The organism is Cupriavidus sp. 05N39, assembly GCF_056397325.1.
In genome coordinates this window covers 1-22266 of the sequence record NZ_JBFTNE010000039.1, presented here as the reverse complement: position 1 = coordinate 22266, position 22266 = coordinate 1, and the positions used below count along the sequence as shown (strand labels likewise).

Below are 22266 nucleotides of genomic sequence, written 5' to 3'. Positions count from 1 at the left end.
GGAGATGACAAGTGGCGAAAGTGCATATCAAGGGCTTCATCCTGCAGCAGATCGCCGGTACCGACGGCATGTGGGACAGCGATATCGCGGCGTCGGTCTGCGAGGAGTACGGCAAGCAAGGGCCATACTGGATTGGCTCCGTGCGCGTTATCCTGACGGACCTGTACTCGGGCGGGCTGGTGACCAGCGTCGAGGAGAAATTCGATGCTTACGCCGACAAGATGCGATTCCGCTTCCGGCTGAGCGACTTCGGCCGCCAGCGGATGCTGGATACCGGATTGCTTTAAGGCCCGCACCGCGGACCATCGACAACTCAACTGGGAGACTGCCATGTCGGATTTTTGGGGCTATCCGGGCGCGGACGTGATCGCGATCGTTGTGATAACGGCGCTCAGCCTGACCGCGCTGTATCACGCGCGGACCTTTGTTACCAAGATCTAGTGCCCTGAACCGCTGAATCGTCAGGGATCGAGCCTGGCAACATACCGCCAGGCCTCGACGATGCTGTCCGCCGCGCGATCGATGTCGTCGTCCCCGGTAGGCCAGGAGATGACCGACAGGCGCATGACTTCGCGGCCCTTCCAGCAGGCGCCGCCGACATAGCAGTCGCCTGCCGATTGCACGCGAGCCACCACATGCCGGGTCAGGCGATCGGCGGTGGCATCGTCCTGTCCCGCACCGAAGCTGACGATAACCTGGTTGAGCGATACCCGGTTCAGCACGGTGATGCCCGCTTCCTCCTCCAGCCGCTCAGCCATGCGGCGCGCCAGCCTGCAATGGCGCGCCACCATGTCGGCGATGCCCGCGCGGCCAAGGTGGCGGAGCATGGCCCAGGTGGCGAAGCCGCGCGCGCGGCGGGAGAGTTCCGGCACGTATTGCGACGGGTCGCGCTCATCGCCGGCCGCGTGGGGCAGGTAGCTGGYGGCGGCCGTCAGCGCACGCCGATGGGCGTCCGGGTGCGCGACGATGGCATAGCCGCTGTCATACGGGGTCTGCAGCCATTTGTGCCCGTCGGTCGCCCAGGAGTCCGCGGCTTCGAGACCGGCGGCGAGCGCCGCCGTCTCGGGGCAAGCCCTGGCCCACAGGCCGAAGGCGCCATCCACATGCAGCCACGCACCGCGTGCGCGGATATCCGCCAGCATTTCCTGCACCGGGTCGAACGCACCGGTATTGATCTGGCCGGCCTGCGCGATCACGATGGCGGGGCCCTCGCAGGCTGCCAGCGCGGCACGGAAGGGCTCCGCCAGCATGGCGCCGTCGCGGCCGCTCGGCACGCGCTTGATGCGATCCCGCCCGAACCCTAGCAGCCGCAGCGCGGCAAAGACGGTGGTATGTGCTTCGTCGCCGATCAGCACGTGGATTTCAGGGGCGCCGCACAGTCCCTGCGCCTCCACATCCCAGCCGGCCTTTTGCAAGACATGGGTGCGCGCGGCGGCCAGACAAGTGAAGTTCGCCATGGTCGCGCCCGTCACAAAGCCGACGGAAGCGCTGGCAGGCAAGCGCAGGATGTCGAGCAGCCACCTGGCAGCGACGTCTTCCGCCGCCGCGGCGGATGGCGAGCCTTGGTGGTTGGCGCAATTCTGGCCCCAGGCACTGGTGAGCCAGTCGGCGGCCACACCGACCGGATGCGAGGCACCCACCACCCAGCCGAAAAAACGCGGCCCTGTGGTGGGCTGTAACCCGGGCTCCGCCAGCGCGCGCAAGGCATCGATCGTCTGCGCCGCAGGCGTGCCGGCTTCGGGAGTGGGGCTGTCCCATGCCTGGCGGCATGCCGCGTACGAAGCGGCGGGAGGCTGTGTCGCGACCGCTTCCCTGAATCGCTCGGCTGCCTCGGCGGCGCGCTTCAGTACGTCGAGTTCCTTGGTTTGCCTGTGCGACATGCCAGCCTTCTCCCCCGAAGTTATCCCGATCCAATTCGTAAAAGGATGCTACATGAAATCGTCGTGAATCCGGGACTGTCAACTGACCCGCGTCATGCGAGGCCAGCCATGCACCGCAAACAGCGTGCGCCGGGCGGGTGCGCGAACCGGAGTGGTTAGCCACCCGGCCCACGCTCCAGGAGCTTGTACAGGTGGGAGCGGGAGATCCGCAATTGCTCGGCGGCGCGCTTCTTGTTGCCGTTGTGGCGCGCGATGGCGTCAACCACGGCGGCATAGGCGAGCTCGCTCATGCCCGCCGTGGGCTCGCTGGATGACCAGGCAGTGGGTGAGGGGGATGGCGGCCCGCCCGCTTCGCTATCCTCGTGCGGATACGCTTGCGCCAGCGGATGCACGCCGAGCTGACTTTCCATGCTCACTGACTCGCGCGCCGATTCCCCACGTGCAAAATCCGCGACGCCCAGCGTGCGGCCGTCGCAGAACACCAGCGCCTCCTCGATGCGCTGGCGCAACTGGCGCACATTGCCAGGCCAGGGCTGGCCGGCAAGGTGCCGCGCCACCTCGTGATCTATCCTGGGCACGGGCACGTTGTTGCGCTCGCAGAAAGCGCCAACAAAATGCTGCAGCAGGGCGGGAATATCCTCGCGCCGCTGCCGCAGGGCCGGAATGCGCAGCACCACGCCGCTAAGCCGGTAGTACAGGTCAAGGCGGARGCGCCCGGCGTCGATGAGCGAGGGGATATCGCGATTGGTGGCAGAGATCAGGCGGAAGTCCACCCGCTGCGCGCGGCGGCTGCCCAGGCGTTCGACCATGTGGTCCTCCAGCACCCGCAGCAGCTTGACCTGCATCTCCATCGGGATGTCCGCCACTTCGTCGAGGAAAACGGTGCCACCGGCCGCCAGTTCGAGCTTGCCGGCCTGCCCCTGGCGCTGGCTTCCGGTGAAGGCGCCGGGCGCATGGCCGAACAGTTCGGACTCGATCAGCGTGGCGGGCAGGGCCGCCAGGTTGAGGCTGACCAACGGCCGTTCGTTGACCGGCTCCCGCCCGGTCACGTGAATGCCGCGGGCCACCAGTTCCTTGCCGGTGCCGCTTTCGCCCAGGATCAGCACCGGCACATCAAGGCGTGCCACGGTCTGGATCTCCCGGCGCAGGCGCTGCATCGGCGCGCTTTCACCGATCAGGCCAGGGATCGACGGGCCTTCCCGCAGGCCATCCAGCTCGCGCTGGTAACGCGCCACCTGCGAGCGCAACTCGGATAACTCGTTGTGCATGCGCACAATGGCTTCCGGCCCCTTGAACATGATCTGGCCGATGGCCCCAACCACTTTGCCGTCCTGGCGGATGGGGATGCGGTTGACCACGCGGGCGATGCCGTTCATCTGCTGCAACTGCCCGATCTCGGCTTTCCCGCTCGCCACCACCTGCGGCAGCCGTGAGTTCGGGATGACGTTCGCCGCGGGGCGGCCAATGCCTGCGCCGGCGTCCAGGCCCAGGAATCTCTCGTGCACGGGGCTGATAAAGCGTACCCGGCCATCCTGGTCGACCACGGTAATGGCTTGGTATGGGCCAGTCAGGAAGTGGTCGAGGATCGCACCCGCAAAGGGGACAGTGCCAAGGAAGTCAAGCAGCACCGCCTTTGTGTCGGCGCGGTGCAGAAGGATCAGTTGATGGCGACTGTCTTCCAGGCACAGCCCGATGTAGCGGTGAGCGCCGGCCTCAACGGGAAAAAGCCTGCGCCCGTCGGCCAGGTCCGTTGCACGGTCGCAGGCGGATTCCGCCGCGTCCGCAATGGCGGGGTCGGCACAGGCGCCGACCGCCGCCACCCGGCCGCCATCGCRCAAACGCACCAGGGCACCAAGCGCGACGGTTTCGGCTGCTGACCGTGGTGTTGTTGTTGAGGACACAGGCCGTCTCCATGGGTGTCCTCAGTGCGGACACATTCTGTCGTTGTGGCGGACATGATAGCCATGCCCGGGAAATTCTTCAATGAAATCAAGGGCCATGCAAGTGTCTTCAGGTTGGCATGGATAGTGCGTTACTAACGCCAATACATATTCCGCCGGCATCAACGGGAGACAAGCTGTGACCTGGCAGCCTGAAATCGACGAACTGGAYTACCGGCGGCGGCTCGCCGCCCGCATGGGTGGCGAAGACAAAGTAGAGCGCCACAAGGCGGCCGGCAAGCTTTCCGTGCGCGAGCGCATCACCGGGATCGCCGACCCGGGGTCGTTCCGCGAGGTCGGCGGGCTGAGCGGCAGTGGCCGCTATGACAGTAACGGGCGGCTGGTGGATCTGGTCCCGTCGAACCTGGTCATGGGCCGGGCGCGCATCGGCGGGCGCCCGGTGGTGCTGGTGGGGGACGACTTCACCGTGCGCGGCGGCGCCAACGATGGCGCAGTGGGGGACAAGCTGATCCACGCCGAGAAGATGGCGCACGACCTGCGCCTGCCGATGGTCCGGCTGGTGGACGGCACCGGCGGTGGCGGCTCGGTGCGCAATATCGAGATCAAGGGCCACACCCTGATCCCCACCATGAAGGTCTGGGAGCACGTGGTGGAGAACATGTCCGTGGTGCCGGTGGTGTCCCTGGCACTGGGATCGGTGGCGGGCATGGGCGCGGCGCGTGTGGCCGCCAGCCACTATTCGGTGATGGTCAGGGAAACCGCGCAACTGTTCAACGCAGGCCCGCCTGTGCTGGCACGCGTCGGCCAGAAGCTGACCAAGAACGAGCTGGGCGGCAGCCACATCCATACCCGCAACGGCGTGGTGGACGATGAGGTCGCCACCGAGCAAGAGGCCTTCGAGTGCGCACGCCGTTTCCTGTCCTACCTGCCGCCCTCGGTCTACGAACTGCCGCCGCGGACCGAGTCGGCCGACGATCCGGCGCGCCGCGACGAATGGCTGCTGTCAGCCATTCCGCGGGACAGCCGTGCCGTCTACAAGATACGCCCGATCGTGCAGGCGCTGGTGGATGCCGATTCCTTTTTCGAGCTCGGCAGGCACTGGGGCTGCGCCATCGTCACGGGCCTGGCCCGGCTGGCCGGGTGGCCGGTGGCCGTCGTCGCCAGCGATCCGTGCTTCTATGGCGGCGGCTGGGACAGCGACACCGCGGAGAAATTCACCCGCTTTGTCGACATGGCGCAGGCCTTCCACCTGCCCGTGGTCAACCTGGTCGATATCGCCGGCTTCCAGGTCGGCCTGGAGACCGAGAAGGCAGGGACCATGCGTTACGGCGTGCGCGYGCTGGCCGCGGTCTACCAGGCGACCGTGCCGTGGTGCTCGGTCATCCTGCGCCGCGCGTACGGCGTGCCGGCAGCCGGCCACCAGCACATGGGGCGGTTCAACTTCCGCTATGCCTGGCCATCGGCCAACTGGGGCTCGCTGGCGATCGAAGGCGGACTCGAAGTCGCCTACAAGGCCGAGATCGAAGGCGCCGACGATCCCGTGCAGAAGCGCGCCGAGATCGAGCAGCGCGTGCGCAGCCTGACCTCGCCGTTCCGCAGCGCCGAGGCGTTCGTCATCGAAGACATCATCGATCCGCGCGATACCCGCACGCTGCTGTGCGAGTTCGCCGATCTGGCGGCACCGCTGCGCGAAGCCGGCATCAGCCGATTTGGCATCCGGCCTTGAGCGCCGCTTCTCCGGATTCTCGATCACAACAATGGAGACGACTGACCAGGCGCCGGCAACGCCCGCGCATGCTCGCTCGCAACCCAACACCCGCCGCCGTGGCCGCAATCGCGGCGCGAGCACGGGGCAATTGGCCGCGCAAGCCAATGACCATCATCTTGCCGCTTCCTGCCGGCGGTATGACCGGCCTGCTGGCTCGGCACTGACATCGAAGTTTGAATGAGGAGACTGAATTGAAAAAACTGTTGATCGCCAATCGAGGAGAGATTGCGTTGCGCGTCCTGCGCGCTGCGCGCGACCTGGATATCGGCACAGTCGCGGTCTATTCGCAAGACGACCTTAGCGCGCGGCACCGCATGCTGGCTGACGAGGCGCGTCCCCTCGATGGGGCGGGCCCGTCGGCCTACATCAACATTGCGGGGATCATCGCCGCAGCGAAGGAATCCGGTTGCGACGCCGTCCACCCCGGCTATGGTTTCCTGAGCGAGYGGGCTGATTTCGCCCAGGCGTGTATTGACGCCGGGATCCGGTTCGTCGGCCCGACGGTCGAGCACCTTGCGCTCTTCGGTGACAAGGGGAGGGCGCTGCGGCTGGCGGCGGAGAGCGACGTTCCCGTCATGCCCGCAACGCGAGGCGGCGCATCTCTCGAGGAAATCACCAGCTTCTTTGATGCGCAAGGCGATGCCGGCGTGGTCATCAAGGCCGTCGGCGGCGGAGGCGGCCGTGGCATGCGCGTGGTCCGGCGGCGCGAGGACCTGGCGGAAGCCTACGCGCGCTGCCGGTCGGAGGCGAGCTCCGCGTTTGGCGTTGACGCGCTGTACGCCGAGCGGCTGGTCAGCCGGGCGCGCCATATCGAAGTGCAGATTGCCGGCGACGGAGCCCAGGTGATCGCCCTCGGCGAGCGAGACTGCACCTTGCAGCGCCGCTTCCAGAAACTGGTGGAGATCGCCCCCAGCCCGGTACTCAGGCCGCAGCTGCGCGAGCAGATCATCAAGGCCGCGCTAAGGCTGGCACGCCGCGTCAACTACCAGAGCCTGGGCACCTTCGAGTTCCTGGTCGAGGAAACCGGGACCGGCGAGCAGAAGGACTTTGTCTTCATCGAGGCCAATCCCCGCTTGCAGGTCGAGCACACCATCACCGAGCAAGTCACCGGGGTCGATCTTGTCGCGCTGCAGATCGGGCTGGCAGCGGGGCGGTCCTTAAGTGATCTTGGCCTGGATCCCGCTTCGCCGCCGCAACCCAGGGGATACGCCATCCAGGTTCGCGTCAACGCGGAAATGACCGACGCGCAGGGCCTGGCACGCCCGGCTCACGGTCGCCTGGAGCGCTTCGACCCGCCTTCGGGTCCTGACGTTCGCGTCGACTCCCACGGCTACACCGGCTATGCGCCGTCGCCCAACTTCGACACCTTGCTGGCAAAGCTGATCGTGAGCAGCGCGGCGCCCGGGTTCGAGGTCGCGGTGCGGCGTCTGCAGCGTAGTCTTGCGGAGTTCCGGATCGTGGGGGTGCCGACCAACCTCAACCTGCTGCGGGCCCTCGCGCAGCGCGACGACTTCCTCACGCAACACGTACACACACGGCACTTCGAAGCGATACTGCCGGAGCTGATGGCCTCGGCGGAGGCCATTGCGGATGCCGAGCGTGCGCAGGAGGCGCTCTTCGCGGGCGCGGGCCGCCCGCCGGCTGCGCATGCGCCACGGTCCCCCGATATTGAGGAGGAGGTGGACGAAGGGTTGGTGGCGATCCGCGCTCCGCTGACAGGCCGGGTGGTGGAGATCTCGGTGCAGGTGGACGATATCGTCAAGCCGGGGCAGACGGTCGCGGTGCTCGACGCCATGAAGATGGAGCACGCGATCGCGGCGGAATGTGGCGGCCGCGTGGTCGACCTGCGACTGGAGAAGGGAGCGCTGGCAGCCGAAGGCCAGATCCTGATCGTGCTCGAGCAGGTCGAGGCCGATGGCGTATCCGTGGATGCCGCCCAGAAGGTCGACCCCCATGCGATCCGTGCGGACCTCCAGCGCGTGCTGGACCGGCATGCGTACCTGGATGACGCCGCGCGTCCCGACGCGGTAGCGAAGCGCCGTTCGCGCGGACAGCGCACGGCCCGTGAGAATGTCGCGGACCTGTGCGACCCGGATACCTTCGTGGAGTATGGCGCGCTGGCGCTTGCGGCGCAGGCCTCCCGGCGCAGCCAGCAGGACCTCATTGCCAACACCCCCGCGGATGGACTGATCACCGGCATCGGCAACATCAACGGAGGACTTGTCGGTCACGACCGGGCGCGCAGTGCGGTGATGGCCTATGACGCCACGGTGCTGGCGGGTACGCAAGGCAAGCGCAACCATATCAAGACCGATCGCATCGTCGAGGTTGCGCTGCGTGATGAACTCCCTCTCTTGCTGTTCGCCGAAGGCGGTGGCGGGCGGCCCGGCGACGTGGACTTTCCTTCGGTGTCCGGCCTGTATCAGCCGTCGTTTGCCGCGTTTGCCGATCTCAACGGGAATGTCCCGGTAGTCGGCATCGTTTCGGGGCGCTGCTTTGCCGGTAATGCGGCCTTCCTGGGCTGTTGCGACGTCATCATTGCTGACCGGTCCGCGAACATCGGCATGGCAGGACCGGCGATGATCGAGGGTGGCGGCCTCGGGGTCTTCAGCCCCGAGGACGTTGGTCCGGCTTCGGTGCAATTTGCCAATGGCGTGGTCGATGTCCTGGTTGAGAACGAGGCGGAAGCCGTGCAGGTGGCGAAGCACTACCTGTCCATGTTCCAGGGGCGCGTGGCGCACTGGAGCGCACCGGATTCCCTGGACTTGCGTCACGTCGTACCCGAGAACCGGTTACGCGTGTACGACACCCGGAAAGCCATCGAGGGGATCGCGGACATCGGCAGTGTGCTGATGCTGCGCAGCGGCTTCGGTGCGGGCATCCACACGGCGCTTGCCCGCGTGGAAGGGCAACCCGTGGGCATCATGGCCAACAACCCATATCACCTCGGGGGCGCCATCGATGCGGATGCCGCCGACAAGGCGGCGCGCTTCATGCAGCTGTGCGATGCGCACGGGCTGCCGATCATTTCGCTGATCGACACCCCCGGGTTCATGGTCGGGCCGGACGTCGAGGCACACGCCCAGGTGCGGCATGTGTCGCGCATGTTCCTCACGGCGGCCAAGCTGCGCGTCGCATTGCTGGCCGTTACGCTGCGCAAAGGCTATGGCCTGGGCGCCATGGCAATGGCGGGTGGTGGCTTCCGGTCAGCGAGCTTCACCATCTCGTGGCCGACCGGCGAGTTCGGTCCGATGGGTCTGGAAGGCGCCGTCAGGCTGGGCTTCAAGAAGGAGCTCGAAGCCGTTCCGGACGGGGCCGAGCGTAAAGCGCTGTTCGAAAAGCTGGTTGCACAGTCCTATGAGCGTGGCCACGCGATCAACACGGCCGCTGCCGTGGAAATTGATGCCGTGATTGACCCTGCCCAGACACGGAAATGGATTGTCCAGGGTATCGCATCCGCCGGCGTTCGAAGCCGCAGGGAGCGCCGCTCGTTCATCGATGCCTGGTGATCGCCATGCATACACAAGAGGGTTCCATGATGAAGAATGGTCCTGACGCGGCGCAACTGGCGTTGAATGGGCTGCGCGTACTGGAGGTCGGCACCGGTCCGGCGCTTGCGTACGCGGGCAAGTTGTTCTCTGACTTCGGCGCCGAAGTGATCAAGGTGGAGAGTCCGGCGGGCGACGCCTGGCGGCAGATGCCGCCCATGGTCTGCATTCCTGGTGCCGCGCAGCCGGAAAGCGCGCTCTTTGCCTGGCTGAATACCAGCAAGCGCAGCGTCACTGCGGATGCCGGAAGCGCCGAGGACAGTGCCTGGCTGGCCCAGCTCGCGCGAACCTGCGATGTGGTCCTGGATGCCCGCGCGCTGACCGAGGGTCCGGTCATCCTTGCCAGGCCTGTCTGGTCCGGCAATACAGCCGAGCGGCAAGGGCACGAGCCGATCGAGGTGGCGCTCACCTGGTTCGGTGAGAGCGGGCCCTACAGTCAGTATGCGGGCGCGGAAGCTGTGTGCCGAGGCCTCGCTGGCGCCGTGCATGGGAGCGGCCCGGTGGAGGGGCCGCCCCACATGCCGCACGACGTGCAGACCGCGGTCGTCGTCGGGCTTGCCGCATTCTCGGCCGCTGTCGCGGCCCTGATCGGACGCGCGCAAGGCAGCCGCCGATACGTGCTAAGTGTGCACGAGGCCATTTTCAGCGTGGTCGAAATGGAAGCGGGCATGGTGCCGGACAAGCGCCACCCGCTTCGGCGCCTCGGCGTCAACCGGTTCTGCGGCACGCATCCGGCTGGCATCTACCAGACCTCGGAGGGGTGGATCGGAATCTTCACGCACACGCTGCCTCAGTGGGTGGCGCTGTGCGAGGCGATCGGGCGCCCCGAGCTGGCCGGCGACCCTCGTTTCGCGAACGGCCAGGAGCGCATGGCCCGGGCGGACGAGATCGACGCGCTGCTCATCCCCGCGTTTCTCACGCGGACGGCCCGGGAGTGGTTCGAGATCCTTGGCGACAAGAAGCATCCGACTGTCATCGTCCCCACCATGGCGGAGTTGCTCAGCCAGGAAGTGCATCGGCGGCGCAACGCATTCGTCCCGGTCGAAGTAGGGGGAGTTTCCTTCGAAGGCCCCGTTGTGCCGCTACGCCTCGATGCGGCCGGGCCGTTGCCGGGCGGATCGGCTCCGGCGAAGGGCGCCCATAACGCCCTCTACCGGACATCCGGCCTGGATCACCACCCCCGTCTGCAGCTCCGGCGAACGTCTGCCGAGCAACTGCCGCTGCGGGGCATTCGTGTTGTCGACCTGACGATGGGCTGGGCGGGCCCCCTGGCGTCGCGAACCCTGGCCGATCTTGGCGCGGAAATCATCAAGGTCGAAAGCACCGGCTACCCGGACTGGTGGCGCGGCGCCAACTTCACTGAAGCGTTCTATCGGGACAGGCTGTACGAGAAGAATTCAAACTTCAACCTGATGAACCGCAACAAGCTGGGCATCACCCTGGACTTGACGCGCCCCGAGGGAAAGCAGTTGCTGCTGCAGTTGGCGGCGCGCGCGGATGCGGTGATCGAAAACTACTCTGCCGAGGTCTTGCCGAAGCTGGGCTTGGACTACGAAGCGCTGCGAGCCGTGAACGAGCGTCTGGTCATGCTGTCGATGCCGGCATTCGGGCTTGGAAACGCGTGGAGCAACACCCGCGCATACGGCGGCACGCTGGAGCAGGCCAGCGGCCTGCCGCTTCATACGGGCCATCCGGAGGGACCGCCGGCCATGACGTCGTACGCCTATGGCGATCCGATAGGCGGCTTGAATGCAGGGGCCGCAATGTTGCTGGCGCTGTTCGTGCAGCAAGCCACCGGTGAAGGCCGACATGTCAACCTGTCACAGGTCGAGGCCATGCTGCCAATGGCTGCGCCGTTCATCCTGGAGCAATCGGTCTCCGGAACGGTCTCGCCTCGCCTGGGTAACCGCCATCCCATGCACGTCCCGCATGGGAGTTTCCGCTGCGCAGGCGATGACGCGTGGATCGTTCTGACTGTCACTGACGCGCAATGGCCTGCCCTGTGCCGTGTGATCGGGAGGGAGGACCTTGCCGCGGATGCGCGGCTTGCCCAGGCGCCAGGGCGTCGCGCGCAGCACGACAGGATCGACGCGGCCATCACGTCCTGGTGCAAGGCCCGGGACCCGGAAGAGGCAATGCGCCTGTTGCAACGGGCGGGCATTGCCGCGGGCGTGGTTCGGCCCATGTCACAGGTGCTGCAGGACGCCCACCTGCACGCACGGGGATTCTGGCGTGGCGTCGAACGTGCCCACAGTGGCATGTACACGGCCAGCACCGCCTGGTTTCGCACTGGAAGCGAGCCCGTGCCGATCCGCAACGCTGCCCCGACCCTGGGAGAACACACTGAGGAGGTGTTGACTCGCGTGCTTGGACTGAGCGCAGGGCAGATCGCGGACCTGGAACGCATGGGCATCACAGGAAAAACCGCGAAGCCAAAGTCCTCGAAAGGGGCGGCGTAAGGTCAGAAAAAGTTTCGAAGACTACTACCCAAGAACAGGAGACAAGAATGAAGGAACTCAAATTTACGTCGCGCCGCCAGAGGGTCGCAGGCCGATTCAGAATGGCTGTCGCTGCGCTGGTCGTCCTGACTGGCGCAATTTCCGGTCCGGCCGCAGCCCAGCATGCCAGCTGGCCGAACAAGCCGATCAGGATGATCGTTCCATTCCCGGCCGGGTCATTCACCGATACCGTGGCGCGCGTCGTGTCGGAGCACCTCAGCAAATCCCTGGGGCAGCCCGTGATCGTGGACAACAAGGCGGGAGCGAACGGGTTGATTGGCGTGGCAGAGGCTGCCAGGGCTGCGCCAGACGGGTACACCTTGCTGCTTACGAACTCCAGCAGCATCACCATCAACCATCAGGTGTACAAGAAGAGCAACTACAAGCCGAAAGACTTCACGCCGGTCACGCTAGTGCTCGAGGCGCCATTCATCCTGGTCACGAACCCGGAGTGGTCGCAGAAGAATTCGGTCGGCTCGGTAGCGGACCTTTTGCAATTCGCCACGCAGTATCCCGGGAAAATCAGCTATGGATCGGCGGGCCCGGGCAATATTGCGCATCTCAGCTTCGCCATGTTGAACAACCGGGCAAAGATCAAGACCACGCATATTCCCTACAAGTCCTCTGCGCAGGCGGAGATGGCCGTGATGAGTGGTGAACTGGAGACCGCCTTTGACACCTGGAGCGCCCTCCCTCAAATCAAGGTAGGGAAGCTGAAACCCCTCGCCGTCAGTTCGTCAAAGCGCATGGCACAGTTGCCCGAAGTGCCCACCTTGGAGGAAGCCGGCATCGCGCCTTTCAACGTGACCTTCTGGATCGGCATGCTCGCGCCGGCCGGCACGCCGCCGCAGATTGTGCAAAAGCTGCATACGATCACCCGTGGGGTGCTTGATGACGGCAAGGCAAAGGCGGCGTTGGGTCAGCAGGGCGACGTGGTGATGATCGACTCCGCGAACTTCGCGAAGCGCATTGAGAAAGAGGATGCCAATTGGGGGGCTGTGATCCAGCGCGAAGGAATCACGCTGGATTGACCCGCATTACCGGATCGGGTCGAGGGACCGTCGCGAAGGCCAGGCCCTGCTTTGGCGCGGTCTCCCCATCGGGCGCGCCCGATCCCAAAAGATGAAACGGCGGGGGTCAAGCGTCACTTCGTGACCGCGTTTCCTGGTAGTCGGCCAGCTTCTCGCCGTCGACTTCCACGAGCTGGTCCAGGCGCAGCGTTTCGCCAGTCCTGAGCGTCAGGTATTCAGCGCCACCGCGGCTGTACACATCGGTAATGGTCGCGGTACGTTGCCGTGGCGTGCCATCGGCGTCGCGATAGTGGATCTGCGCGGGCCTGCGCACGGTGGCGAGGTCTTCCAGGCGGTCGTGGAACTCGCAGGCGATCGGGCTGTACTGGGCGGCTTTGCTGGTCATGCAGTGGGTCCTGTGTGCTTGTTCATTCGCTGTCTTTCACCGACTGGATCAGGTTGTTGCGTAGCGACGCAACTGCCTTCTGCATCCGTGCGAACTCGTCCGGGGCCAGGCCGGTTGCGCCGGCGAGGCCGGATTCCAGGCGCAGTTCGCGCAGCTTGCGGCCGGCCTTGGTCAGGCTGACGCGTACCTGGCGCTCGTCTTCGGGGTCGCGCTGCCGCACCACGTAGCCCATCGCCTCCAGCTTCTTCAGGATCGGTGTCAGGGTGTTCGATTCCAGGAACAGCTTCTCGCCCAGGCTGCCGACGGTCTGGTCGTCCTGCTCCCATAGCGCAACGATGGTGATGTATTGCGTATAGGTCAGCCCCAGCTGCTCAAGGATCGGCTTGTAGGCCTTGCCGAAGGCGAGGTTCGCGGAATAGACCGCGAAGCACAGGAAGTCCGAGAGCGTCGGGTCTGCGGCGGGCTTGTCGGTGGATTTCATTTGCTGCCTCGTTGGCCAAAGACGGATGGATTGCAGGCGTCGATTATAGATCGTATGCGATTGGATCGTAGGTGCGATGACTTCCCGCGGCGGTCACGCGAGCCCAAGGGGAGGGCGCCCGCGACCGGCGGCAAATCGTGCGAACCATCTGGCCTCCGAGTGGCTGCGCGGTCTCAGGCGCGCGCGCCGTCGAGGTAAGGGTCGACCTTGCCGCGGGCGCCGTCGGTGTAAGGGCTGCGCGTGCCGTGTACCGATCGCGTGCCGTCTGTGTACGGATCGGCTGCGCTGGTGACCGAGCGGGCGCCATCGGTGAAGGGGTCGCGCGCCGATCCGGCGGCTTGCGCGGCGGCAGCGGTCAGCAGGGCGGCTGCGACAACGGCGTAGCGGGCGATGGTGGTGATCGTGCTCATGGTATGCATCCTTGATTCAGGTGAATTGTTGACGTATGCGATTAAATCGCATACGACTATTTTGCGGCAATGAGAAGGGCAGGGAATTACGAAGTAAATACGTTCAGCGCCACGTCGATATTGCCGCGCGTTGCCTTCGAGTAGGGGCAGATTGCATCGGCGGCGTGGGCCAGTTCCGTCGCCGTATCCCGCGCCAGGCCCGGCACGCGCAGATTGAGGCGTGCCTGCAGGAAGTACTCCGCGCCGGTCTGGCCCAGGTCGACTTCGATATCCACAGCCAGGTCGGACGGCAGCTCCAGCTTCATTTCCTTGGCCACCAGGCCGACCGCGGCGATGTAGCACGCCGACCAGGCGCCCGCGAACAGCTGTTCCGCGGTCGGGTGCGGCTGGACGGCCGGGAACACGTGCGCCGGGGTGGCGCTGTCGCCAGGCGACAGCGCGATGTCCAGCGTGCCGTTGTGGCCGCGCGAGGTAACGCCGGCGCTGCTGTGCGTGGTGTGGGTCTTGCCGGTGGCGAGGACTTTTTCGATCTTGCTCATGGAATGGATCTCCGGTGGTTGTCGGTTCTATGTAAATCGCATCCGTTTAAATCGCATACGATATAAACAATACTGGAACATGGGTCGCGCCTTGTCAAGGAAAAATATCGAATGCCCGCAGCGGAGCGGGGGAAAGCGCCCGGGCCGACGCTTGCGCAGCGCTGCCGATCCCCAGCACTTGCCCAAGTCGCTTGTTCTCCACAATTACGCCCTGATCGATCTGGGGCAGCCGGTCATGGAGGCGTTGTAGGACAGCGCCCGCTGAACCATTGGCGGCGCGCTCCATACAATGAACGCAGCGCGTTGCCGACGGCGGCAGCCGACAGCAAGGAGCCGAAGATGAGCAAGCCAGTATTCTCACTGCATCGGATCGATAGTGCCCCCGCACTGCACGGGCACCGGTCTCCCGTGCTTCATGTCTTTGATCGCCTTGCCGGCGCAGCCACGAGGCAGGCGGGCTCGCCTACGGCATTCATGCTGGCGGTCGGCGTCGTGGTGGCGTGGGCTTTGACGGGTCCGGTCTTCCACTACTCCGAAACGTGGCAGCTCGTGATCAACACCGGCACCACCATCATCACCTTCCTGATGGTCTTCCTGATCCAGCAGAGCCAGAACAAGGACGCCGTGGCCGTCCACCTGAAGCTGAACGAGTTGCTTGCCTCGCACAAGGAAGCGAGCAACATGCTAGTCTCGATCGAGGAACTCGATGAGGACGAGTTGCGCCAGTTGGTCACCTTCTATCGCCAGCTGGCGGAGCTTGCCGACAGGGAAGGCGGGCTCAAGTGCAGCCATTCGCTGGACGAGGCCCGTGAGAACCACGTGGCCAAGTACAGGGCCCGTGCGGCGCGGCCCGGTGGGCAGCCCACGCGCAGCGGCGACGATTCTCCCGGCGGCATCGAGATCCCTGCGCATTGAACCGGCGTCCATACCCGCAATGAGACTGTCGTGCCAGACATCGGCAAGCAACGCCATGATGCGCGACCTTGCGCGCGACCTGCGCGGGCGTCATGCACTGATGGCTGCAGGCATCGTCGTAATCCGGGCCCCGATGTTGCGTGGCGTGCCATCTGCCTTGGCACTGTTCGCTGACGGCTAGCAAGGTTGTTTCTTCGTCGCCTGAACGGACTGGGGCACAACCGCAGGTGTCTGGCATTGGCGTGCACCTTGTGCCGGATGTGGCACCTGACGTCCCGCATGCGAAGCGTAGGCAGCAACGGGTACCCGGCCCCGCGCCCGCATATCCTTATCGGCATTCCTTCGTTCCCTTATTTTCCGGCGCCGTTAAGCTGGAGTGACATCCTTCGCGCCGGGAGCCATGCACATGCCGGAGCGCCGGGCGCGGGATGCGCTGGGTGTTCGCGTCGCCTCGATTGCCGACCAGCCCGCCACCGATCGACGATGACGAAGCCATGGCAATCTACCTGGATGACATCCAATGCGCCGATATCGCGCGCGCCTCCCGCCGTTGGATATGGCGAACGGAGGTGCCTACCTGGCTGCTGATCGCGRCGGTCCATAGCGCGTGGTTTGGCATCGCGTTCAACGCCACGCGCATCGGCCTGCCGCTGGCTGTCGCGCTGCTGGCTCTCGTCACGGCCTGGTATATGTCTTTGCAGCACGAGCTGCTGCATGGCCACCCGACCCGGCTGGCCTGGCTCAATGCGCTGTTCGGCATGGCGCCGCTGGCGGTATGGTTTCCCTACGGGCTGTATCGCCGCGAGCACCTGCGCCATCACGAGGCCGACGATCTCACCCATCCGGGCGCCGATCCGGAGAGCTATTTCATGCTTTCCGGCGACTGGCAAGCGGCCGGTCCGTTGGGGCGGGTGTTGCTGCGCTGTCGCAATACATTGGCGGGACGTGTGCTGATCGGCCCGGCCTTTGCCATCGCGCAGACCGCGGCCGGCGCGGGGCGCAAGGTGCGCGACGGCGATCTGCGCGACCTGCCGATGTGGCTTGCGCACCTGCTGGCGCTGGCCGCGTTGCTGGCCTGGCTCGACAGCATTTGCGGTATCGCGCCGTGGCTGATGCTGGCCGGCGTGGCCTATCCGGCGCTGTCGCTGTCGGCGGTACGCTCGTTCCAGGAGCACCGTGCCCATGCCTTGCCGGCATGCCGCAGCGTGATCAACGAGGCCGCGTGGCCATGGCGCTTGCTCTTTCTCAACAACAACTATCACCTTGTCCACCATGATTTGCCTGCGGTGCCCTGGTTCGCGCTGGGACATATCTATCGTCGCCGCGCGGCCGACTACCAGCGGCGCAGCGGCGGTTTCGTGGTACACGGCTACGGCGAATGGCTGGCGCGCTTCGCGCTGCGTACGGCCGCGCCCGTGGTACATCCGCTGTTTCGCGGTTCTGTACGTGAAGCGGTGCCCGTTGCAACAGGAAGCGGGCAGGCCAGCAACGATGCCCGTGCGCAACTGACGGGGTGAACGTGGAAGACCGGCCGATGACCGAACGCAAGCACTGGGTGGCCGCGCTACCCATGTATAACCTGACACCCGCGCTGCATACGGACTGGCTGGCGCTGATCGCGCGCGTGGCCGACCTGCTCGCGCGGCAACGCGACCCGCTCCGGCTGAGCGTCGTCGAGCCCGCCGGGACGGTGGAGGCGCTGCACAAATTCTGGCGCCGGCCGGACCTGTTGCTCTCGCAAACCTGCGGCTATCCGCTGGTGCAGGGCCTGCGGCGCCATGTGCGCATCATTGGCACGCCACGGTTCGATGCGCCGGGCTGCGATGGCGCCAGCTATACCAGCGCCATCGTGGTACGCGCCAATGACGGGCCCGCCACGCTCGCCGCGTGCCGCGGATTGCGCGTGGCCTATAACGACGAGGGCTCGCACAGCGGCATGAACGCGCTGCGCTACGCGGTGGCACAGCTGGCGCGGGACGGCCGCTTCTTCTCCGGCACGGTGCGCACCGGGTCGCATCTGGCATCGCTCGACGCCGTGGCCAACGGCGCGGCGGATGTCGCCGCCATCGATTGCGTCACGCTGGCGTTCGCGCGCGATCACCTGCCCGAGCGTCTTGTTGCGCTGCGCCAGATTGGCAGCACCGAGGCCGCTCCCGGACTGCCGCTGGTGTCTTCGCGCCACGCCGCTCCGGCGCTTAGCGCGCGTGTTGGCGCGGCGCTGGCGCAAGTGCTTTCCGGCGAGCCGGCACTGGCGCGCCGCTTGCGCTTGCGCGGCATTGCGCGGACCGGACTGGCCCACTACGAGCCGGTAGCGCTGATGGYCCGCGCCGCGGTGGCGGCCGGCTACGCGCGGCTGGTCTGATCGTGGCGCAACGCAGCCGCGTCTGCCAGCGCGCGCAGGGCGTCAGTCGCGGGTGAAGGGCACCGGGAAGCTGTACTCGCACAGCGGGATACCCGCAAACGCGGCGCGTGCGCGCGCGGCGGGATCGCGCCGTGCCTCCCATGACTTGCCCGGCAGCGCGGGGGTGCTTGCCAGCCATCGTAATGGCTTCCGGTGAGCGCCGTGGGACGCAGGCCGGTTTGTATTTGCAGGACTGCTGCTACGGATCGGAGTATCGCCGTTGAGTACTGCGCGATTTGCGTGACTGGTGCCAGCCGTGGCGCACTTTGGTCGCAGGCGATCCGACCTGCAATGCCGGTGCCCTTAGGTGATACACCGTTCAGAAAAGCGCTGGCCTCGTTGAATACCCCTCGGTCCATAGATTCCACCGCCACCAATTGACGCGGTGCGATGCCAAAGACCCGGTATGTCCCGCGTCATCGCCGGCGCGGGAAGCCGCGTGTCACGAATGTCCTGGCAAAGTCGCCAAATCCGCAACTGCTGCAGATGCCAAGATCGTTCGCCAGTGCCTGGGCGCGAGTGAAGCAGGGGGGGCAGGACAAACGACAAAAGCGCTGCACTGCGCACGCGTCCTTAGGGGCAGGCAAAAAACGGAAGCGTGGATGGCGATGGCGGGCATCGTCATTCTCCCCAACTCGCGGCTGCTCGGCAGGCATCGCATGCGCCCTAATTGCTGCTGATTGTCGCCATCATTCGCATCACGTGCCGCGCCATCGACAGGCCACTCGCACGCACCCTCGCCTTGACTCCACCACCATCCGTCACTTTCCGCACCTTCATCCGTGAAGTGCCTCATTAGGCTGTTTATTCAACTCACCTCACGGGACACGGATTGGTAATCCTCGCTGCCTGCCCGTCGCATCCAAAGATACCGCGCGGCATTAAAGTGGATTAAAGGGCGCAAACAAGAGGGCAGCATTTGACGATCTCTCACCCGCAACGGGCGATCCGCATGTGCGCCAGGACGGTCGTTGTGCATTGTTGCACCAGCAAGTTGTAGATATTCGTCGTGCCACAGCAACAATTTGCTTGGAGGTGTGCGCATCCGGCAGCTCTTTTGTCGACTGGATCTCAATTGATAATCATTATCATTTATATTCATGCGCTTTCGTTAATTTCTTGTTGCAAGGAAGTAGAGCCATGAACACCAGTCGTTGCGGCAAGCTGCCCGCCGCACCCCAGACCTCGCTGTGCGCGACAGCGCTCGCCGTCTCCATTCTGTGCTTGGCGCCGCAACTGACGTCCGCGCAACAGACCAATGAGCAGTCGACGCAAAAGAGCAATGCCGAACATGTGCTCGATACCGTACAGGTAACCGGTAACTGGCTGGGCACCGGACTGGAGAACAGTGTGAAGACGTTCGCGGGCGCGCGCACCGTCGTCAACGAACAGCAGATCGAGCAAAGTGGGGCAGCGAGCATCGGGGACGTCATGCGACGGATTCCAGGGGTGCAGTCAACCGATAACTCCGGCACCGCCGGCAGCGCTATCTCGCTCAATATCGGCGTGCGTGGCCTGACCGGCCGGTACACGCCGCGCTCTACGGTCCTGCTCGACGGCATTCCGATGGCGGTGGCGCCCTACGGGCAGCCCCAGCTGTCCTTCGCGCCGGTCAGCCTAGGCAATATCGAGTCGATTGATGTGGTGCGCAGCGGTGGCGCGGTGCGGTATGGGCCGCAGAACGTTGGCGGCGTTATCAACTTCAATACCAAGCCGATTCCCGACGGGCCGGAAATCACCGGCGATGCCTCGATTCGCGAGAACATCTACACCGAAGGCGGCGGCAGCAATACGCAATACAGCGCATTTGTCGGCACCACGCTCGAGAACGGTCTGGGACTGGCCCTCCTGTATTCGGGCATGGCAGGCCGCGAATGGCGCAAGGGCAGCGATGACGATGTTAACGACGTCGCCTTGAAGTTTTCGTATGACATCACCGGCAGGTCGCGGGTCTACGGCAAGATGTCCTACTACGATGTGCGCTCGCGCACGCCCGGCGGGCTGACGGTGGCACAGTACAACGCGGACCCGTTTCAGAATACGCGGCCGAACGACTACTGGAGCGGCAATCGCACGGGCTTCGACCTGGGATACGTGAACACGATCTCCGCTAGCCAGGAGTTCGAAATCCGCACTTTCTTCAACGACAGCTATCGCCAGAGCACGCTGCAGCAGAGCGCCACCCAGATCGCGCACCAGCCTCGCAACTACTCGACGTTCGGTATTGAACCACGCTACACACAGCGCGTGGCGCTGGGCCCGACCCTGCATGACATCACCGTCGGATACCGCTATATCCGCGAGCGTGGCGATGACAACGCGTACAACCAGAGCCTGGTGACCGGCGTGGCAGGCCCGACCACCACGTTCGATAACGCAACCGATGCCCACGCCGTCTATATCGACGACCGTATCGCCATCGGGAGTTGGCGCATCGTGCCGGGCGTGCGTTTTGAACATATCGACACCACGCGCCAACAACGGGGGGCGACATCACAGTTCGAAAGCATGAATAACAAGGCACTGCCATCGATCAACGTTTCGTATCTGGTGAACAACGCATGGATCATGTTCGCTGACTACAGCACGTCGTTCGGACCGGTGCAAAACACCCAGCTCAATTCGCAGACACCGAACAATCCGCTGCAGCCGGAAGTGGCCCGTACGTTCGAACTGGGTACCCGTTGGACCGACAACCGGATCAAGGCCGAATTGACCGCGTTCAAGATCAAGTTCGACAACCAGATCCTGCAGGTGCCGGGCCTGTTTCCCGCCACGTTCCAGAATATCGGCGCTACCGATCACGATGGCGTGGAAAGCGCGATCGATTACACGTTCGATCGCGCCGGTCTGCTGGCGGGCCTGAATGTTTACGCCAACTACACGTACACGCGAGCGATTCAGAAGTCGGGCGCTACGGCCGGCCAGGACGTACCGTTCTACTCGCGCAATACGGATACGATCGGTGCTCGCTACGACTGGCGCAACTGGACCTTCAATGTCTCCACGACGCATCAGAGCTCGCAGTACTCCGACTTGGCCAATACGGTTGCCGAGTCGGCGGATGGTAGCGTGGGGCGCATACCGGGCTTCCGTACCTGGAACCTTCAGGCCATGTTCAAGGTGCCGCAGTGGAAGCGTACCGACATCACCATCGGCTTGAACAACGTGTTCGACAAGCGTTATTACACACGTACCACCGATAGCAATGCCGGTCGTCTGGTCGGTGCGCCGCGCATGGTTTACATCCAGGCACGCGCCGGCTTCTGAGGCCGATTCAGGAGCGGCCAGGCGGTATCGGCAGACCGCTTTTGGCCGGCCCGACCAGGCACCAGTCTTGAGCTGCGCATTGAGCGCTGCGGCCCGGAGGCCGGCTGCCTCGCCAGTAGGGTAGGCCTCGCAGCCGTCGCCTTGGGACTCCCCCAGCATACCCGCGCGATCGACGGAGGAAATGCGATTCCGGACATTGTCCTTGCGTGATACAACTGCGCGTCTGGCCAAGGCGAGCACCTGTCACCCTTCGCGCGTCCAGCCGATCCGGTGGCGTTCCTGCGTGGCCGCATGGCGGGCATCGTCCTCCGTGTGCAGGTAGGCGCTGGTGGTAGAAATCGATGCGTTCCCGAAATTGTCCCGCACGAAACGCAGGTCCACCTGCTGGTTGGTCATGTGCGACCCCGCGGTATGGCGCAGCCAGTGCGCTGACGCGCTGGCCAGCACCGCGGCACGGCTTTCCCACTCGGGGCCGCGTGAGCGCAGGCGCTGGGCGGCCATCCCGAAGACTTCCTTCAACACCAGGTGCAGGGCACCGCGTGACAAGAGCTTTTCCTTGCCGATGATCGGCAGCACGATGGGGCGTGCCTCGCCGGGATGCGGTGCCGGTGGCAGGCCGTACGCCTCGCGATAGCGCGCCAGTTCCACGATCAGTTCGTCCGTCGCCGGCACCAGCCGCGTCTTGTTGCCTTTGCCGGTCACCTCCAGCCACCAGCGCTCCAGGCCCTCCCGGTCGCGCCGGCAAAAGAACGCGCCCATCCGGGTCTCGGCCACTTTGGCCGCGCGCAGGCCGCCGAGATACAGCACCGCGAAGAGCCAGCGGCAGCGCGCCGCATGCAGGCGCTCGCGCTCGGTCGCACTGTCGCTCGTACCCGGCATCGCCTCGATGGTGTCCTTGACCGTCTGCCACATGGCGTGGCTGAGGTAGCGCGTGATGCGGGGCTTGGACTGGCCGCGTCGGCTGCTGTTGAGGATCGTTAATCCCGCTAGCGGTGACCGCTATATCCGATAGCAATCGCATGGCTGTAAACCATTGATCTATATTGCGAAACGGCCGTTCAGTRGCGATTTTTGCCGTTGTGCAAGAGCAACGCCATTTTCCGWCCATGTCCAACGATTCCGCTAATACGGCGCGGCGGATCATTAATTCGGCTAACACGGGCTACGCCGAGCCGGTGTCGGCGAAATTCTATTGCTGGCCGGGCAGGGCGGACGGGGAGGGTGATAGTTCGGTAGAGC

General features: G+C 65.0%; 15 protein-coding genes and 1 pseudogene. 9 read left to right on the top strand and 7 right to left on the bottom strand.

Features of this window, described 5'->3' with window-relative positions; translation table 11 throughout:
• Nucleotides 1-11 precede the first annotated feature (11 nt).
• On the top strand, nucleotides 12-287 hold the full coding sequence (locus AC1DN0_RS19525) for a hypothetical protein (protein WP_441631310.1): 276 nt from the start codon (nucleotides 12-14) through the stop codon (nucleotides 285-287).
• A 174-nt stretch (nucleotides 288-461) separates the two neighbouring features.
• On the opposite strand, the gene AC1DN0_RS19520 is transcribed toward AC1DN0_RS19525, so the two are convergent.
• Both AC1DN0_RS19520 and AC1DN0_RS19515 read right to left on the bottom strand, forming a co-directional pair.
• Entirely contained in the window at nucleotides 462-1880 is a 1419-nt protein-coding gene (locus tag AC1DN0_RS19520) for a pyridoxal phosphate-dependent decarboxylase family protein (protein ID WP_477145925.1), read from the bottom strand.
• Nucleotides 1881-2035: 155 nt separating this feature from the next.
• Nucleotides 2036-3781, bottom strand: a complete 1746-nt coding sequence (locus AC1DN0_RS19515; protein ID WP_477145924.1) for a sigma-54 interaction domain-containing protein — start codon at nucleotides 3779-3781, stop codon at nucleotides 2036-2038.
• A gap of 178 nt (nucleotides 3782-3959) precedes the next feature.
• Here AC1DN0_RS19515 and AC1DN0_RS19510 point away from each other — a divergent pair, with 178 nt between their 5' ends.
• From AC1DN0_RS19510 to AC1DN0_RS19495, 4 genes are all read left to right on the top strand, one after another.
• Nucleotides 3960-5507 carry an acyl-CoA carboxylase subunit beta gene (locus tag AC1DN0_RS19510; protein ID WP_477145923.1) on the top strand — a complete coding sequence of 516 codons (1548 nt, stop codon included), beginning with the start codon at nucleotides 3960-3962 and terminating at the stop codon, nucleotides 5505-5507.
• Between the two features lie 233 nt (nucleotides 5508-5740).
• Nucleotides 5741-9058: an acetyl-CoA carboxylase family protein gene (locus AC1DN0_RS19505; protein ID WP_477145922.1), complete on the top strand. Its 3318-nt coding sequence runs from the start codon at nucleotides 5741-5743 to the stop codon at nucleotides 9056-9058.
• Nucleotides 9059-9084: 26 nt separating this feature from the next.
• Entirely contained in the window at nucleotides 9085-11556 is a 2472-nt protein-coding gene (locus tag AC1DN0_RS19500) for a CaiB/BaiF CoA-transferase family protein (RefSeq protein WP_441631349.1), read from the top strand.
• 47 nt (nucleotides 11557-11603) lie between these two features.
• The gene (locus AC1DN0_RS19495; RefSeq protein ID WP_441631320.1) at nucleotides 11604-12626 is read left to right on the top strand and encodes a Bug family tripartite tricarboxylate transporter substrate binding protein; all 1023 of its coding nucleotides are present in this window, start codon (nucleotides 11604-11606) and stop codon (nucleotides 12624-12626) included.
• Nucleotides 12627-12732: 106 nt separating this feature from the next.
• Here the strand turns inward: AC1DN0_RS19495 and AC1DN0_RS19490 are convergent, their stop codons facing one another.
• The 4 genes from AC1DN0_RS19490 to AC1DN0_RS19475 all read right to left on the bottom strand — a co-directional run bounded on the left by AC1DN0_RS19490 (nucleotide 12733) and on the right by AC1DN0_RS19475 (nucleotide 14441).
• Nucleotides 12733-13011, bottom strand: coding sequence for a hypothetical protein (locus tag AC1DN0_RS19490; protein WP_441631322.1), 279 nt, complete (start codon nucleotides 13009-13011; stop codon nucleotides 12733-12735).
• A 22-nt stretch (nucleotides 13012-13033) separates the two neighbouring features.
• A complete protein-coding gene (locus tag AC1DN0_RS19485) occupies nucleotides 13034-13492 on the bottom strand; it encodes a MarR family winged helix-turn-helix transcriptional regulator (protein WP_441631323.1) in 459 nt (152 codons plus the stop codon).
• Between the two features lie 173 nt (nucleotides 13493-13665).
• Nucleotides 13666-13902 (bottom strand): hypothetical protein, encoded by a 237-nt coding sequence (locus AC1DN0_RS19480; protein WP_441631325.1) that lies wholly within the window; start codon nucleotides 13900-13902, stop codon nucleotides 13666-13668.
• A gap of 86 nt (nucleotides 13903-13988) precedes the next feature.
• Nucleotides 13989-14441 carry an Ohr family peroxiredoxin gene (locus AC1DN0_RS19475; protein WP_441631327.1) on the bottom strand — a complete coding sequence of 151 codons (453 nt, stop codon included), beginning with the start codon at nucleotides 14439-14441 and terminating at the stop codon, nucleotides 13989-13991.
• 339 nt (nucleotides 14442-14780) lie between these two features.
• On the opposite strand from AC1DN0_RS19475, the gene AC1DN0_RS19470 reads away from it, so the two are divergent.
• From AC1DN0_RS19470 to AC1DN0_RS19455, 4 genes are all read left to right on the top strand, one after another.
• Entirely contained in the window at nucleotides 14781-15356 is a 576-nt protein-coding gene (locus AC1DN0_RS19470; protein WP_441631329.1) for a low affinity iron permease family protein, read from the top strand.
• A gap of 494 nt (nucleotides 15357-15850) precedes the next feature.
• Complete coding sequence (locus tag AC1DN0_RS19465; protein WP_477145921.1) at nucleotides 15851-16873, top strand: fatty acid desaturase; 1023 nt, start codon at nucleotides 15851-15853, stop codon at nucleotides 16871-16873.
• A gap of 17 nt (nucleotides 16874-16890) precedes the next feature.
• On the top strand, nucleotides 16891-17718 hold the full coding sequence (locus AC1DN0_RS19460; protein ID WP_477145920.1) for a phosphate/phosphite/phosphonate ABC transporter substrate-binding protein: 828 nt from the start codon (nucleotides 16891-16893) through the stop codon (nucleotides 17716-17718).
• A 1179-nt stretch (nucleotides 17719-18897) separates the two neighbouring features.
• Nucleotides 18898-21027, top strand: a complete 2130-nt coding sequence (locus AC1DN0_RS19455; protein ID WP_441631351.1) for a TonB-dependent receptor family protein — start codon at nucleotides 18898-18900, stop codon at nucleotides 21025-21027.
• Nucleotides 21028-21270: 243 nt separating this feature from the next.
• Here AC1DN0_RS19455 and AC1DN0_RS19450 read toward each other — a convergent pair.
• A pseudogene (locus AC1DN0_RS19450) lies at nucleotides 21271-21987 on the bottom strand (tyrosine-type recombinase/integrase); the annotation flags it as partial.
• Nucleotides 21988-22266: the final 279 nt, after the last annotated feature.

What these genes read in the sequence shown, in the direction of transcription:
- AC1DN0_RS19500 (WP_441631349.1), top strand. Translation starts at nt 9,085, where the DNA reads ATGATGAAGAATGGTCCTGACGCGGCGCAACTGGCGTTGAATGGGCTG.
- AC1DN0_RS19495 (WP_441631320.1), top strand. Translation starts at nt 11,604, where the DNA reads ATGAAGGAACTCAAATTTACGTCGCGCCGCCAGAGGGTCGCAGGCCGA.
- AC1DN0_RS19490 (WP_441631322.1), bottom strand. Translation starts at nt 13,011, where the DNA reads ATGACCAGCAAAGCCGCCCAGTACAGCCCGATCGCCTGCGAGTTCCAC.
- AC1DN0_RS19485 (WP_441631323.1), bottom strand. Translation starts at nt 13,492, where the DNA reads ATGAAATCCACCGACAAGCCCGCCGCAGACCCGACGCTCTCGGACTTC.
- AC1DN0_RS19480 (WP_441631325.1), bottom strand. Translation starts at nt 13,902, where the DNA reads ATGAGCACGATCACCACCATCGCCCGCTACGCCGTTGTCGCAGCCGCC.
- AC1DN0_RS19475 (WP_441631327.1), bottom strand. Translation starts at nt 14,441, where the DNA reads ATGAGCAAGATCGAAAAAGTCCTCGCCACCGGCAAGACCCACACCACG.
- AC1DN0_RS19470 (WP_441631329.1), top strand. Translation starts at nt 14,781, where the DNA reads ATGAGCAAGCCAGTATTCTCACTGCATCGGATCGATAGTGCCCCCGCA.
- AC1DN0_RS19455 (WP_441631351.1), top strand. Translation starts at nt 18,898, where the DNA reads ATGAACACCAGTCGTTGCGGCAAGCTGCCCGCCGCACCCCAGACCTCG.